The organism is Pseudomonas sp. GW823-FHT02C02 (genome assembly GCF_058797635.1).
The window spans coordinates 211154-225180 of sequence record NZ_JBXAJV010000010.1 but is presented as its reverse complement, the minus strand read 5'-3'; the positions used below and the strand labels follow the sequence as shown (position 1 = coordinate 225180).

Sequence of the window (14027 nt, the reverse complement as noted above, 5' to 3'; positions counted from 1 at the left end):
GCCTTTTTGTTTGCCTGGCATTTTTAGGGTGCCTGTCATGGCCTCTTCGCGAGCAGGCTCACTCCCACAGGAGGCTTCGGGTGCACACAAAATCTCTATTCACGCGATCCACTGTGGGAGTGAGCCTGCTCGCGATGAGGCCGGCTCAGGCTGCCGAGATATCAGGTGAACTCGAACGTATCAGCATCGAGATTCGCCGGAAACCGTGTGCGATAGGCTTGCAGATCCGCCGCATTCAGCACGACCTGGAACACGCCATCGGCTTCGCCGGCACTGAGCAATGTCTCACCCTGGAAATCCAGCACCTGGCTATCACCGGTGTAAGCAAAGCCTTTGCCGTCGGTACCGATGCGATTGACCGCCGCCACGTAGCACAGGTTTTCAATCGCCCGCGCTGGCAGCAAACGGTTCCAATGCTGACGACGCGCGCCGGGCCAGTTGGCGGTGTAGAGCAGCAAGTCAGTGTCTTGTGCATCGCGGCTCCAGACCGGGAAACGCAAGTCATAGCAAATCAGCGGCCGCACACGCCAGCCCTTGAGCTCGAACTGCACCTGGCGCTCGCCCGGTGTGTAGTGGTTGTGCTCACCGGCCATGCGGAACAGGTGACGCTTGTCGTAGTGCCAGACTTCCCCGTCCGGCCGCGCCCACAACAATCGATTGCGGTGGCTGCCATCAGCGGCCTGGACGATGACGCTGCCGGTGATCACCGCATCAAGTTTCGCCGCCTGGACGCGTAGCCATTTGCTGGTCGGACCGTTTTCCGCTTCGGCGAGGGTCTGCGATTCCATGGAAAAACCGGTGGTGAACATCTCCGGCAGAATGATCAGATCCGCCCCGCGAGCCTGCTCAAGCAATGGCTCGAAATGCTCCAGGTTGGCCTGACGGTCGTGCCAGGCCAGGGTGGTCTGGATCAGCGCGACGTTCAGATTGGGCAGTGCACTCAGATCACGCATAGTTTTGCCGCTGCTTCACGCAACGTCTCCTCGCGTTTGGCGAAGCACAAGCGCACCAGGCGCTGGCCTTCAGGTGGTGTCTGGTAGAACACCGAGATCGGGATGCTCGCCACGCCATGTTCACGGGTCATCCACAGCGCCATTTCGACGTCATTGAGGTCCGGGCGGATCTGCGAATAATCGACCAACTGAAAATACGTGCCGGTCACGCGCTTGAAGCTGAAACGCGACGATGCCAGCAGATCGCAGAACAGATCGCGCTTGGCCTGGTAGAAACCCGGCAGTTCTTCGACGTGTTCAGGATGTTCGGCCATGAAGTCGGCCAAGGCGTATTGCAGCGGGGTCACGCCGCAGAAACTGACGTACTGGTGAACCTTGCGCAGCTCGGCGGTGAGCGCCGGCGGTGCGACCACGTAGCCGGTTTTCCACCCGGTGACGTGATAGGTCTTGCCGAAAGAACTGACCACGAAGGCGCGCTGATACAGCTCTTCGTGATTCAGCACGCTGACGTGAGGCACGCCGTCGAAGACCAGGTGTTCGTAGACTTCGTCACTGACGATGTAGATGTCGCGATCCCGAATCAACGCTGCCAACTGGTCCAGCTCGGCACGGCTGATCAGCGCGCCACTCGGGTTATGCGGAGCGTTCAGCACGATCATCCGCGTGCGCGGCGTAATCGCTTCGGCGAGTTTCTCGAAGTCGATGGAAAAATCATTCAGACCCAGTTGCACATGCACGCATCGCCCACCGGCCAGCTCCACCGACGGCTCGTAGCTGTCGTAGCACGGATCGAACACGATCACTTCATCGCCGCTGTGGATAACCGCTTGAATCGCACAGAAGATCGCTTGGGTGGCACCGGGAGTGACCGTCACTTCATGGTCGGCATCCACGCTGACGCCGTAGGTGCGGGCGATCTTCGCCGAAATCTGCTGACGCAGCGCCGGCAGGCCGGTCATCGGTGAATATTGGTTGTGGCCATTGGCAATGTGCCGACCGACCGCATCGCACAGGGCTTGCGGCGCATCGAAATCAGGAAACCCCTGGGACAGGTTGATCGCCCCGGTTTGCGCCGCGAGCTGAGACATCTGAGTGAAGATAGTGATGCCGACATTCGGCAGCTTACTGGTGATCATCGGTAGCCCCTTGCAGGTGAGCTGCAAGTTTCAAGCTGCAAGCTGCAAGTGGTCAAGCAACAAACCATCAGACACAAAAAAGGGCTCTGACTTGAGCCCTTTTCTGCAGTGACTTGAAGCGTGCAGCTTGAAACTTAAAGCTGCTTCTATTTCTTATCGCGGCGCTTTTTGTCGGCCTTTTTGTGGTGCGACATCATGCGACGCTTCTTGTTGACCTGACGGTCGGTCAGCGTGGTCTTTTTGCCTTCGAACGGGTTCTCGCCGCCCTTGAACTCGATGCGGATCGGCGTACCGACCAGCTTCAAGACACGACGGTAAGTGTTTTCCAGATAACGGACGTAAGACTTCGGCACCTTCTCGATCTGGTTACCGTGGATCACGATGATCGGCGGGTTCGCACCACCCAAGTGGGCATAACGCAGCTTGATCCGGCGGTTGTTGACCATCGGCGGCGCGTGCTCGCTGACCGCATCTTCCAGGATTGTGGTCAGGCGGTTGGTTGGCCAGCGGGTAACCGCGGACTTGAACGAGTTCTGTACGGAGGCATAGAGGTTGCCCACGCCCGTACCGTGCAGGGCCGAGATGAAGTGGATGTCGGCGTAGTCGACGAAGAACAGTCGACGTTGCAGCTCGACCTTCACGAAGTCACGCTCGCTCGGCGTCATGCCGTCCCACTTGTTGATCGCGATCACCAGCGCACGACCCGACTCAATGGCGAAGCCCAGTAGGTTGAGATCGTGATCGACCACGCCCTCGCGGGCGTCCATCACAAAGATCACCACGTTGGCGTCTTTGATCGCTTGCAGGGTTTTGACCACGGAGAACTTTTCGACTTCTTCGTGGATCTTGCCGCGCTTGCGCACACCGGCGGTGTCGATCAGCGTGTACTTCTCGTCGTTACGCTCGAACGGGATGTAGATGCTGTCGCGAGTGGTGCCAGGCTCGTCATAGACGATAACCCGGTCTTCACCGAGCATGCGATTGACCAGGGTCGACTTGCCGACGTTCGGGCGGCCGATGATGGCGATCTTGATCCCGTCTTTTTCGCTAGGGCCAGGAATGCGCTTGGCTTCCTCGCCTTCGGCAACGATCTCTTCCTCGCCTTCTTCCTGTTCGTCATCGTCTTTCGGGAAGTCGCTCAGGGCGATTTCCAGCATCTGGGTGATGCCACGACCGTGGGCGCCGGCGATCGGAATCGCGTGGCCCATGCCCAACGGGGCGAACTCGGCGCGGGCCATTTCAGGGTCGATGTTGTCGACCTTGTTGGCAACCACGTAGGAACGCTTGTTACGTTTGCGCAAATGCTCGGCGATCATCTGGTCGGCGGCGGTAAAACCGGCCTTGGCATCTACCAGGAACAGAACGACATCCGCTTCTTCAATGGCCAGCAACGACTGCTCGGCCATTTTTTCGTCCATACCGTGCTCGTCACCGGAGATACCGCCGGTGTCGACCAGAATGTAGGAACGCCCTTGCCACTTGGCCTCACCGTATTGGCGATCACGGGTCAGACCGGACAAGTCGCCGACGATGGCGTCGCGAGTCCTGGTCAGGCGGTTGAACAAGGTGGACTTGCCGACGTTCGGTCGGCCCACCAGGGCGATTACGGGAACCATGCGGCTCTCCACTTCGTTATTTCAGAAAATACAAAAGCCGCTGCGAGGCAGCGGCTGGTGCTCGGGGCAGCGCTTGAAGGCGCCGCAAGCCTTGCAGAACAAGGCCGCCTGGGGGTTAAACCCCAAGCATAGTCAAACCTTTACTTAATGGTCAGGGCTTCCAGTTTGCCACTGTTGCCATATACATAAATCGTGTCACCCACCACCAGCGGACGGGCACGCAGGCCGTCGCTGTCGATGCGCTCGCGGCCGACGAAACGACCGTCCACCTGGCTCAGCAGGTGCAGGTAGCCTTCCATATCGCCGACTGCAACGTAGCTGGAGAACACTTCCGGAGCCGACAGTTGACGACGAGCCAGCGAATCGTTGCTCCACAAGGCTGTGGTGGAACGTTCGTCGACGCCTTCAACAGTGCCCGAAGACAGGCTCACGTAAACGCTGCCAAAACCCTGCGCGACGCCGGCATAGCTGGAAGCATCACGCTGCCAGAGCTGACGACCGCTTTGCAGGTCCAGTGCCGCAACGCGACCCTGGTAGCTGGCGACGTACAGTGTTTCGCCGGACAGCAGCAGGCCACCGTCGATATCGACCACACGCTCCAGTTCCGAACGACCTTGTGGAATCGCGACCCGTTGTTCCCACACCGGCACGCCGTTGGAAATATCGAGAGCGACCACTTTACCGGTCGACAGGCCAGCCACCGCGAGGCGGTTGGTGACGATCGGTGCGCTGGTGCCGCGCAAGGTCAGGACCGCAGGCGTGCTGTCATACAGCCAGCGCTGGGTGCCGGTGGCGGCATCCAGACCAATCAGACGGTCGTCCTGAGTCTGAACCACAACCACGTCACCGTTGTTGGCCGGCGGTGCGAGTACTTCGCTGGACACGCGAGCGCGCCATTTCTCTTCACCATTGATCGCATCCAGAGCAACGATTTCGCCCTTGATGGTGCCGAACATGACCAGACCGTAACCCACGCCAACGGCGCCGGAAACAGGCAGTTCAAGGTCCTTCTTCCATTTGACGTCGCCGTTGCTGCGATCCAGCGCCATCACCACACCGGTGACGTCGGCAGCATAGATGGTATCGCCTTCGATCGCCGGAACCAGCATGTTGTAGGTTTCGCCCTGACCGTCACCGATCGAACGACTCCACTGCTTTTGCAGAACCACTTCTTCTTTGAAGTCGGTCAACTCGGCCGGTGGCAATTCTTTTTTGCTGTTGCTGCTGCAACCCGCGGCCAAAATGGCCAGAGCCAGCAATGCTGCATGTTTCCAACGGATCACGTCACGCATCCCCTTTGGCCAGGTCGTCCAGCTTGATTTGTAGGCCACCGACCGCCGCTTCATCCGACAGTGCCGCCTTGGCTTTTTGATACGCCGTGTTTGCTTCGTCGGTACGACCCAACTGCACCAGCAGGTCGCCTTTGAGTTCTTCGCGCGTGGCCAGGAATGCCTTGTCAGCATCGCCTTCGAGCAGCTTCAGGGCCTCATCGACCTTGTTCTGCGCCGCCAGTACCTGCGCCAGACGCTGACGGGCGATTTCGCCCAGCGCCGGGTTGGCCGGTTTTGCCACGATGGCTTTCAGCTCGGTGGCCGCGTCGTCCAGCTTGCCGCTGTCGACCGCGACTTTCGCCACGAACAAGCTGCCGTACTGTGCATAGGCGCTACCGCCGAACTCGCTGTTGAGCTTGCCGGCCAGGTCCGAAACACGGGCGGCATCAGGCTTGCCGTCAGGCGTCAGCGTGGTTTCGAGCAATTGCTGATAGAGAATCGAGGCGCCTTGCGACTGATTGCTCTGATACTTCTGAAAGGCCTGCCAGCCGAACACGATGACCAGCGCCAACAGGCCGCCAGTGACCAGGGGCTTGCCGTTGCGTGTCCACCAGTCCTTCAAATCTGCCAGGTTTTCGTCTTCGGTACTCGACACCCCAATACTCCTTAATCGCTAAATCGGCTGTTTATGACAGCTTCAACCCTGCACGACGCAGGTGGCCAGGTGTGCAGCAAGCGCATCCCAGGCAATGCTTTGTTGTTCGCCCTGGCCACGCAGGGGTTTGAAACCTACCACTTGCTGGGCCATTTCGTCGTCACCGAGGATCAGCGCATACAGCGCGCCGCTCTTGTCGGCCTTCTTGAACTGGCTTTTGAAGCTGCCCGCGCCGGCATTGACTTGCAGGCGCAGGTTGGGCAATTGATCACGTACACGTTCACTCAGGGCCAGACCGGCCAGCTCGGCGGCTTCTCCGAAGGCGCAGAGGTAAACGTCGACCTGACGGGAGATCTCTTCCGGAATCTGCTCCAGGGTTTCAAGCAACAGCACCAGGCGCTCGATACCCATGGCGAAACCGACGCCCGGGGTTGGCTTGCCACCCATCTGCTCCACCAGACCGTCGTAACGACCACCGGCACACACGGTGCCCTGGGCGCCCAACTTGTCGGTGACCCATTCGAAAACGGTCTTGCTGTAGTAATCCAGCCCGCGAACCAGCTTCGGGTTGATCACGTAAGGAATGCCGGCGGTGTCCAGACGAGCCTTCAGGCCCTCGAAGTGCACACGGGACTCTTCGTCCAGGTAGTCGGCCATTTTCGGCGCATCGACCAGCACGGCTTGCGTGTCTGCGTTCTTGGTATCGAGCACCCGCAAAGGGTTGGTTTTCAGACGGCGCTGGCTGTCTTCGTCCAGCTTGTCCAGGCGGGACGAGAGGAACTCGACCAGCGCTTCGCGATAACGAGCACGGGACTCGGCGGTGCCCAGGCTGTTGAGCTCAAGCTTGACCGCATCACGGATGCCCAGCTCGCCCCACAGGCGCCAGGTCAGCACGATCAGCTCGGCGTCGATGTCCGGACCGTCGAGGTTGAAGACCTCGCAACCGATCTGATGGAACTGGCGATAACGGCCTTTTTGAGGACGTTCGTGACGGAACATCGGGCCGATGTACCAGAGTTTCTGCACCTGACCACCGCCGGTGATGCCGTGCTCGAGCACAGCACGCACGCAGGCCGCCGTGCCTTCAGGGCGCAGGGTCAGGGAATCGCCGTTGCGGTCGTCGAAGGTGTACATCTCTTTTTCGACGATGTCGGTCACTTCACCAATGGAGCGCTTGAACAGCTCGGTGAACTCGACGATCGGCATGCGGATCTGCTTGTAACCGTAGTTATCCAGCAGACGCGAGACGGTACCCTCGAAATGACGCCACAGCGGGGTCTGTTCGGGCAGGATGTCGTTCATGCCACGTATGGCTTGCAGAGACTTGCTCACTATAAATCCTTAAATTCGTTCGATCAGCCGCGGGCGATGACTGCCGCGTCGGCTTCGACCTTTTCGGCCGCTTTCTGGCGGATCAAGCGTTCAAGCTCATCCACCAGATTGTCATTCGTCAGTTTCTGCGACGGCTTGCCGTCGATGTAAATCAGGTTCGGCGTGCCGCCGGTCAAGCCGATATGGGCTTCCTTGGCTTCACCCGGCCCGTTGACCACGCAACCGATGACCGCGACATCCAGCGGCACCAGCAGATCTTCGAGGCGCCCTTCCAGCTCGTTCATGGTTTTGACCACATCGAAATTCTGCCGCGAGCAGCTCGGGCAGGCGATGAAGTTGATGCCACGGGAACGCAGGTGCAGGGATTTGAGAATGTCGTAGCCGACTTTCACTTCCTCGACCGGGTCGGCCGCCAACGAGATGCGAATAGTATCGCCAATCCCTTCGGCGAGCAGCATACCGAGGCCCACGGCGGATTTCACCGTGCCTGAGCGCAAACCACCGGCTTCGGTGATGCCCAGGTGCAGCGGCTGGACGATTTCCTTGGCCAGCAGGCGGTAGGCGGCGACGGCCATGAACACGTCGGAGGCCTTCACGCTGACCTTGAAGTCCTGGAAATTCAGGCGTTCAAGGTGCTCGACGTGACGCAGGGCAGACTCGACCAGCGCCGCCGGGGTCGGCTCGCCGTATTTCTTTTGCAGGTCTTTTTCCAGGGAACCGGCGTTGACGCCGATGCGGATCGGGATCCCGCGATCACGGGCGGCATCGACCACCGCGCGCACGCGGTCTTCACGACCGATGTTGCCCGGGTTGATCCGCAGGCAATCAACGCCAAGTTCGGCGACGCGCAGCGCAATCTTGTAGTCGAAGTGGATGTCGGCAACCAACGGCACCTTGACCAATTGCTTGATCTTGCCGAAGGCTTCGGCGGCATCCATGTCCGGCACGGAAATCCGCACGATATCGACACCAGCGGCTTCCAGACGATTGATCTGGGCCACGGTGGCGGCCACGTCATTGGTGTCGCTGTTCGTCATGCTCTGAACAGCGATGGGCGCATCGCCGCCCACGGGCACGTTACCGACCCAGATCTTGCGGGATTCGCGACGTTTGATTGGAGATTCGCCGTGCATGACTTATTGACCCAACTTCAGGCGAGCAGTCTCGCCACTGGTGAACGGAGCGACATCAACCGCCTGCCCGTTGTAGCTGACCTGCGCGCCACGGGCGAAGCCCAGACGCACGGCAAACGGCGGCTTGCCGCTGACGGAAACACTTTCGCCTTTACGCTTCAGACCGCTCAACAGCACTTTGCCGGTGCCATCGGTCACTTGCGTCCAGCAATCGGCGGTGAACTGCAGTTGAACCTGACCTTGGCCGGCAACCGGAGCTGCCGGTGCTGGAGCGGGGATGGTCGGCGTCACCGAAGCGCTTGCAGGCGGAGTTGATACAACAGGAGCCGTCGGAGCCGGCGCTACGGGAGTCGCGACAACCGGAGCGCTGCTGTGCGCCGGTGCAGCAGGCGCTGGGACAACGGGCGCAGTCGGCGCGGCGGCAGGCGCAGTGGCTTCAGTCCCGGCCGGTGCTTCAGTGGAATTCTCGGCTTGCGGCAACGCCAGCGCGGTTGCTCCGTCAACCTGACTTTCCGCGACGGCCTGGTCTTCCGGCTCGTCCAGCGGATGGATCTGGGTGGTGCCATCAGCACCTTCGACTTCGACGTGTTCCGGGCTCGGGGTGATCAGGTCCTTGGTGCGCTGGGAGGTTTGATCCTGCCACCAGACAAAACCACCGCCAATCACTGCGATCAGCAACAGCAGGCTGACAATGCGCAAAATAGTGTGGGAAACCCGAACCGGTTCTTCGATACGCCCCAGGCTGTGGACGTTGCTGCCCTGGGAGTCGGTGCCGGTGGATTGGTCGAACTGCTGGACCAGAACGGTCTGGTCCATGCCCAACAATTTGGCATACGCGCGAATATAACCGCGAGCAAAGGTGTGCCCCGGCAGCTTGTCGAAAGCGCCGGCTTCCAGATTACTCAAGGAATTAACGGTGAGGTTGAGCTTGAGGGCCACTTCAGCCAGCGACCAGCCATTGCTTTCGCGGGCCTGGCGCAAAGTCTCACCGGGGTTAACGCGATTCGCTGCTACAACTTCGGGATGCGCCGCTTTCATCATTGCTCCGACAGGTATTGCTGATATTCCGGCGTACCGGGATAGAGTCGTTTTAGTTGCAGGCCAAAACTGGCGGCCTTGTCGCGATCTTCAAACACTTTTGCCAGCCGAACGCCGAGCAATAGACTACGTGCATTTTGCTCGGTGAGCAGGCTAAAACGATCGTAATAGTCACGCGCGGGCACATAATGCCTGTCTTCGAAGGACAACTCAGCCATTTCCAGCAATGCACGCGGTTGTTGGCGGTTCAAACGCAGGGCTTTTTCCAGTTGCTGCTGGGCCAGATCACGCTGACCCAGCTTCGAAGCGGTCATGCCCAGGTTCTCGAACACCCGCGAACGCTCAGGATACAGGGTATCGGCGGCGGCCTGTTCAAAGCGCTCGTAAGCCTCTTTGTAACGTTTTTCTTCGAAAAGAAAGCTGCCGTAGTTGTTCAGGATTCGAGCATCGTCGGGGCGGGAAGACAGCGCCTTGCGAAAGTGCTGGTCTGCCAGTTCAGGTTCCATTTCAGCCTGAAACACCAACCCAAGCGCCGCATTGGCATCCGGGTCCGAGTCATCCAGATCCAAGGCTTTCTTCAACGGCACTTTCGCCCGTTCGGTCATGCCTTGCTGCAGGTACCCCAAGCCCAGTTGCACATAGGCAGCACGCGCTTCATCGCGACCTTTGCTGGTTTTCATCGGGTTGAAATCGCCCGACAGGACGCAACCAGCACACAGGCTGGCCAACAGCAAAAGCAGCGCAAAGCGCAGGGACATAGAGATCCTCTCTTGATTTATTCCGCAGCGTTTTGAGCCATATCGTTCTCGGCGTTCAACTCACGCACGGCGATATAACGTTCGCTGCGACGGGTGCGATCCAGCACCTGCCCTACCAATTGGCCACACGCGGCATCGATGTCTTCACCGCGGGTGGTGCGCACGGTGACATTGAAGCCGGCATGGTGAAGCTGATCCTGGAAACGGCGAATCGCGTTGTTGCTTGGGCGCTCGTAACCGGAATGCGGGAACGGGTTAAACGGAATCAGGTTGATCTTGCACGGGATGTTCTTGAGCAACTCGATCATCTCAACGGCATGTTCAACCTTGTCGTTGATGTCCTTGAGCAAGGTGTACTCGATGGTCAGCACGCGCTTTTCGCCCAGGGACGACATGTAGCGCTGGCACGACTCGAGCAGCATCTTAAGCGGATACTTCTTGTTGATCGGCACCAATTGGTTACGCAATGCGTCGTTTGGTGCGTGCAGCGACAACGCCAGGGAGACGTCAATGTGCTTGGACAGCTCATCGATCATCGGCACCACGCCCGAAGTGGACAGGGTCACGCGGCGCTTGGAGATCCCGTAGCCCAGGTCATCCATCATCAGATGCATGGCGGCCACGACGTTGTCGAAGTTCAGCAGCGGCTCACCCATGCCCATCATCACCACGTTGGTGATGGCACGGTCGGCGGTCGCCGGGATGCTGCCGAACGATTTATTGGCAATCCACACCTGGCCGATGACTTCAGCGGCGGTGAGGTTGCTGTTGAAACCTTGCTTGCCGGTGGAGCAGAAACTGCAATCCAGGGCACAGCCTGCCTGGGACGAAACGCACAAAGTGCCGCGCTTGCCCTGGGGAATGTAAACGGTCTCGACGCAGCTGCCGGACGCCACGCGCACTACCCATTTACGGGTACCGTCGGTGGAGATGTCCTCGCTGACGACCTCAGGACCGCGAACTTCGGCAATAGCCTTGAGCTTGTCGCGCAAGGCCTTGCTGACGTTCGTCATGGCGTCGAAATCATCGACGCCAAGGTGGTGAATCCATTTCATTACCTGACCGGCACGGAAACGCTTCTCCCCGATTGAGTCGAAGAATTTTTCCATTTCCAGCTGAGTCAGACCCAGCAGGTTGGTTTTTACAGTCGATGTAGTCATGGATTCACCTTCACTCATAAGCCAATGCTTAGCGAGTGGTTACTTCAGTAGCTGCGAAGAAGTACGAGATTTCGCGAGCAGCAGCGGCTTCGGAGTCCGAACCGTGTACAGCGTTGGCATCGATGGAGTCAGCGAAGTCAGCACGGATGGTGCCGGCAGCAGCTTCTTTAGGGTTGGTAGCGCCCATCAGCTCACGGTTCAGAGCGATAGCGTTTTCGCCTTCCAGAACCTGAACGACAACTGGACCGGAGATCATGAAAGCAACCAGGTCGCCGAAGAAACCGCGAGCGCTGTGCTCAGCGTAGAAGCCTTCAGCTTCGGCTTTGGACAGTTGCTTCATTTTCGAAGCTACAACCTTCAGGCCGGCTTTTTCGAAACGAGTGGTGATCTCGCCGATGACGTTTTTTGCAACAGCGTCAGGCTTGATGATGGAGAAAGTACGTTGAACAGCCATGGTGTAACTCCAGAAACGGTAATTTGCGAAAAATTAAACCCGCGAATTATACGCGGGTTCTTTGGTATTGCCTAACTGCATACGGCGCAGACTCAGTCTGCTTCTTCGATCCAGGCGGCCTGAATGGCTTCAAGTACCTTCTCGCCACCGCGGGTCGGATCATCACGGAACTCCGGCAATGCCAGCACCCATTTGTGCAGATCGACGAAGTTCACATAACGCGGATCCACTTCCGGCCGGGATTCAGCCAGCTGGATCGCGATTTCCAGCACATCAACCCATTTCAGACTCATGACGTTTCCTTGAATCAGTGCGGCGCTTCGGCCGCATGGTTGAGCGAGTACTTCGGAATTTCGACGGTCAGGTCTTCAGTCCCGACTTTTGCCTGACAGGCCAGGCGTGACTGGGGCTCCAGCCCCCAAGCCTTATCAAGATAGTCTTCTTCCAGCTCATCGGCCTCTTCCAGCGAGTCAAAGCCCTCGCGAATCAGGCAATGGCAGGTGGTGCAGGCGCAGACGCCGCCGCAAGCGCTTTCCATCTCGATATGGTGTTCGTGAGCCAGTTCGAGGATGGAGATGCCGGGTTCAGCCTCCACAACCATGCCGTCCGGGCAAAACTTCTCGTGTGGCAGAAAAATGACCTGCGGCATCGTTATTCCTCAATCTCATTCAAGTTGCGCCCCGCCAGCGCGGCTTTCACCGTTGAGTCCAGGCGGCGGGCAGCAAAAGCGTCGGTCACTTGCGACAGACGCTTGGTCTGCTGCTCGATGGCGAAACCATCGGTACCTTTCATCAGTTCGGTCAGTTCCTGCATCTGCAACTCGATGACCATGCGCTCTTCGGCGTCGAGCAAGCGCTCGCCGTCGACATCAAGGGCAGCCTGCACCGCTTCGATCAGGCGCTGGGCGTCGACCTGCTGCTCACGCAACACACGGGCGACCTTGTCGTCGTTGGCGTGCTGGAACGATTCCTTGAGCATTTTGGCGATTTCGCCGTCGGTCAGACCGTAGGACGGCTTGACCTGAATGCTGGCCTCGACGCCTGAACCCAACTCGCGAGCGGAGACACTGAGCAGACCGTCGGCATCGACCTGGAACGTCACGCGGATTTTCGCGGCACCGGCGACCATGGCCGGAATGCCGCGCAATTCGAAGCGTGCCAGGGAACGGCAGTCGCTGATCAGCTCACGCTCGCCTTGCAGCACGTGAATCGCCATGGCCGACTGGCCGTCTTTGTAAGTCGTGAAGTCCTGGGCGCGGGCAACGGGGATGGTGGTGTTGCGTGGAATCACCTTCTCCATCAGGCCGCCCATGGTTTCCAGCCCCAGGGACAACGGAATGACGTCGAGCAAGAGCAATTCGCCGCCATCGCGCTTGTTGCCAGCCAACGTATCGGCCTGGATCGCAGCCCCAATGGCCACCACTTGATCCGGATCGATTTCAGTCAGCGGCTGGCGACCAAAGGCTTCAGCGACGGCTTCACGAACGCGAGGCACGCGCGTCGAGCCGCCGACCATGACCACAGCGTGCACTTCGTCCAGCTCGATGCCGGAATCACGCACCGCGCGGCGGCAGGCTTTCAGGCTGCGGGCGACCATTGGCTCGATCAGCGCATCGAAGGCTTCGCGGGTCAGTTGCGCTTTCCAGTCGCCGTAAGCGACTTCAACCGTCGAGGCATTGGTCAGGGCTTCTTTGGCCGCACAAGCGGTTTGCAGCAGATGGCGCTGAGCACCCGGGTCGAGGTCGGCGGACAAGCCGGCGCTCTCGATGATCCAGCCAGCGATGGCGTGGTCAAAGTCATCGCCACCCAAGGCGCTATCGCCACCGGTAGCGAGGACTTCGAATACACCGCCCGTCAGGCGCAGGATCGAAATATCAAACGTACCGCCACCCAGGTCGTAAATCGCGACCAGGCCTTCGGCATGCTGATCCAGACCGTAAGCCACAGCGGCTGCGGTCGGTTCATTGAGCAAACGCAGCACGTTCAGACCGGCCAGCTTGGCCGCATCCTTGGTCGCTTGACGCTGAGCATCATCGAAATAGGCCGGAACGGTGATCACCGCGCCCACCAACTCGCCGCCCAATGCCGCTTCAGCACGCTGACGCAGCACCTTGAGGATATCGGCGGAGACTTCGACCGGGCTTTTCGGCCCCTGAATCGTGTCGATGAACGGCATGTGCGACTCGCCACCGACAAAGCGGTACGGCAGTTGGTCGCCCAATTGCTTGACGTCGGACAGACCACGACCCATCAAGCGCTTGACCGACAGCACGGTGTTCAAAGGATCGGTAGCGGCCGCCAGCTTGGCGGACTCGCCGACTTCGACGCGATCGGCGTGGTAGCGCACGGCGGACGGCAGGATGACCTGCCCTTCGGCGTCGGCCAGAGGCTCGGAAAGACCACTGCGCAACGCAGCGACCAGCGAATTGGTAGTGCCCAAGTCGATCCCCACAGCCAGACGACGCTGGTGCGGTTGAGGACTTTGGCCGGGTTCGGCGATCTGCAGTAGGGCCATCGTTATC

The 14027-nt window shown here is 59.4% G+C and carries 14 protein-coding genes; all 14 read right to left on the bottom strand.

Annotated elements, in window-relative coordinates; translation table 11 throughout:
- Nucleotides 1–161: 161 nt before the first annotated feature.
- Nucleotides 162–953 (bottom strand): amidohydrolase, encoded by a 792-nt coding sequence (locus tag AC1ROI_RS19565; RefSeq protein ID WP_010457836.1) that lies wholly within the window; start codon nucleotides 951–953, stop codon nucleotides 162–164.
- Nucleotides 941–2089 (bottom strand): pyridoxal phosphate-dependent aminotransferase, encoded by a 1149-nt coding sequence (locus AC1ROI_RS19560; protein WP_077749337.1) that lies wholly within the window; start codon nucleotides 2087–2089, stop codon nucleotides 941–943. Before AC1ROI_RS19560 ends, AC1ROI_RS19565 begins: the two co-directional genes overlap by 13 nt.
- Nucleotides 2090–2235: 146 nt before the next feature.
- Nucleotides 2236–3705, bottom strand: coding sequence for a ribosome biogenesis GTPase Der (der, locus tag AC1ROI_RS19555; RefSeq protein WP_010457840.1), 1470 nt, complete (start codon nucleotides 3703–3705; stop codon nucleotides 2236–2238).
- A gap of 140 nt (nucleotides 3706–3845) precedes the next feature.
- Nucleotides 3846–4997 (bottom strand): outer membrane protein assembly factor BamB, encoded by a 1152-nt coding sequence (bamB, locus tag AC1ROI_RS19550; RefSeq protein ID WP_042932605.1) that lies wholly within the window; start codon nucleotides 4995–4997, stop codon nucleotides 3846–3848.
- Complete coding sequence (locus tag AC1ROI_RS19545) at nucleotides 4990–5631, bottom strand: tetratricopeptide repeat protein (RefSeq protein ID WP_010457845.1); 642 nt, start codon at nucleotides 5629–5631, stop codon at nucleotides 4990–4992. The genes bamB and AC1ROI_RS19545 overlap by 8 nt, the downstream gene beginning before the upstream one ends.
- A gap of 42 nt (nucleotides 5632–5673) precedes the next feature.
- On the bottom strand, nucleotides 5674–6963 hold the full coding sequence (gene hisS / locus AC1ROI_RS19540; protein WP_010457847.1) for a histidine--tRNA ligase: 1290 nt from the start codon (nucleotides 6961–6963) through the stop codon (nucleotides 5674–5676).
- A 23-nt stretch (nucleotides 6964–6986) separates the two neighbouring features.
- Entirely contained in the window at nucleotides 6987–8096 is a 1110-nt protein-coding gene (ispG, locus tag AC1ROI_RS19535; RefSeq protein ID WP_010457850.1) for a flavodoxin-dependent (E)-4-hydroxy-3-methylbut-2-enyl-diphosphate synthase, read from the bottom strand.
- 3 nt (nucleotides 8097–8099) lie between these two features.
- Entirely contained in the window at nucleotides 8100–9134 is a 1035-nt protein-coding gene (locus AC1ROI_RS19530) for a RodZ domain-containing protein (RefSeq protein WP_102593570.1), read from the bottom strand.
- A complete protein-coding gene (gene pilW / locus AC1ROI_RS19525; RefSeq protein WP_010457854.1) occupies nucleotides 9134–9892 on the bottom strand; it encodes a type IV pilus biogenesis/stability protein PilW in 759 nt (252 codons plus the stop codon). Before pilW ends, AC1ROI_RS19530 begins: the two co-directional genes overlap by 1 nt.
- Nucleotides 9893–9909: 17 nt before the next feature.
- Nucleotides 9910–11052 (bottom strand): dual-specificity RNA methyltransferase RlmN, encoded by a 1143-nt coding sequence (gene rlmN, locus AC1ROI_RS19520; RefSeq protein ID WP_010457857.1) that lies wholly within the window; start codon nucleotides 11050–11052, stop codon nucleotides 9910–9912.
- A 28-nt stretch (nucleotides 11053–11080) separates the two neighbouring features.
- Complete coding sequence (ndk, locus tag AC1ROI_RS19515; RefSeq protein ID WP_010457859.1) at nucleotides 11081–11506, bottom strand: nucleoside-diphosphate kinase; 426 nt, start codon at nucleotides 11504–11506, stop codon at nucleotides 11081–11083.
- 92 nt (nucleotides 11507–11598) lie between these two features.
- Nucleotides 11599–11799: a Fe-S cluster assembly protein IscX gene (gene iscX / locus AC1ROI_RS19510; RefSeq protein ID WP_010457861.1), complete on the bottom strand. Its 201-nt coding sequence runs from the start codon at nucleotides 11797–11799 to the stop codon at nucleotides 11599–11601.
- Nucleotides 11800–11813: 14 nt separating this feature from the next.
- A complete protein-coding gene (gene fdx / locus AC1ROI_RS19505; RefSeq protein WP_102593569.1) occupies nucleotides 11814–12155 on the bottom strand; it encodes an ISC system 2Fe-2S type ferredoxin in 342 nt (113 codons plus the stop codon).
- A gap of 2 nt (nucleotides 12156–12157) precedes the next feature.
- A complete protein-coding gene (gene hscA / locus AC1ROI_RS19500; RefSeq protein ID WP_083375808.1) occupies nucleotides 12158–14020 on the bottom strand; it encodes a Fe-S protein assembly chaperone HscA in 1863 nt (620 codons plus the stop codon).
- Nucleotides 14021–14027: the final 7 nt, after the last annotated feature.

Excerpts from the sequence above, each read along its gene's own strand:
- ispG (WP_010457850.1), bottom strand. The coding sequence starts at position 8,096 with ATGCACGGCGAATCTCCAATCAAACGTCGCGAATCCCGCAAGATCTGG.
- iscX (WP_010457861.1), bottom strand. The coding sequence starts at position 11,799 with ATGAGTCTGAAATGGGTTGATGTGCTGGAAATCGCGATCCAGCTGGCT.
- AC1ROI_RS19565 (WP_010457836.1), bottom strand. The coding sequence starts at position 953 with ATGCGTGATCTGAGTGCACTGCCCAATCTGAACGTCGCGCTGATCCAG.
- AC1ROI_RS19530 (WP_102593570.1), bottom strand. The coding sequence starts at position 9,134 with ATGAAAGCGGCGCATCCCGAAGTTGTAGCAGCGAATCGCGTTAACCCC.
- bamB (WP_042932605.1), bottom strand. The coding sequence starts at position 4,997 with ATGCGTGACGTGATCCGTTGGAAACATGCAGCATTGCTGGCTCTGGCC.
- AC1ROI_RS19560 (WP_077749337.1), bottom strand. The coding sequence starts at position 2,089 with ATGATCACCAGTAAGCTGCCGAATGTCGGCATCACTATCTTCACTCAG.
- fdx (WP_102593569.1), bottom strand. The coding sequence starts at position 12,155 with ATGCCGCAGGTCATTTTTCTGCCACACGAGAAGTTTTGCCCGGACGGC.
- ndk (WP_010457859.1), bottom strand. The coding sequence starts at position 11,506 with ATGGCTGTTCAACGTACTTTCTCCATCATCAAGCCTGACGCTGTTGCA.
- pilW (WP_010457854.1), bottom strand. The coding sequence starts at position 9,892 with ATGTCCCTGCGCTTTGCGCTGCTTTTGCTGTTGGCCAGCCTGTGTGCT.
- der (WP_010457840.1), bottom strand. The coding sequence starts at position 3,705 with ATGGTTCCCGTAATCGCCCTGGTGGGCCGACCGAACGTCGGCAAGTCC.
- rlmN (WP_010457857.1), bottom strand. The coding sequence starts at position 11,052 with ATGACTACATCGACTGTAAAAACCAACCTGCTGGGTCTGACTCAGCTG.
- hscA (WP_083375808.1), bottom strand. The coding sequence starts at position 14,020 with ATGGCCCTACTGCAGATCGCCGAACCCGGCCAAAGTCCTCAACCGCAC.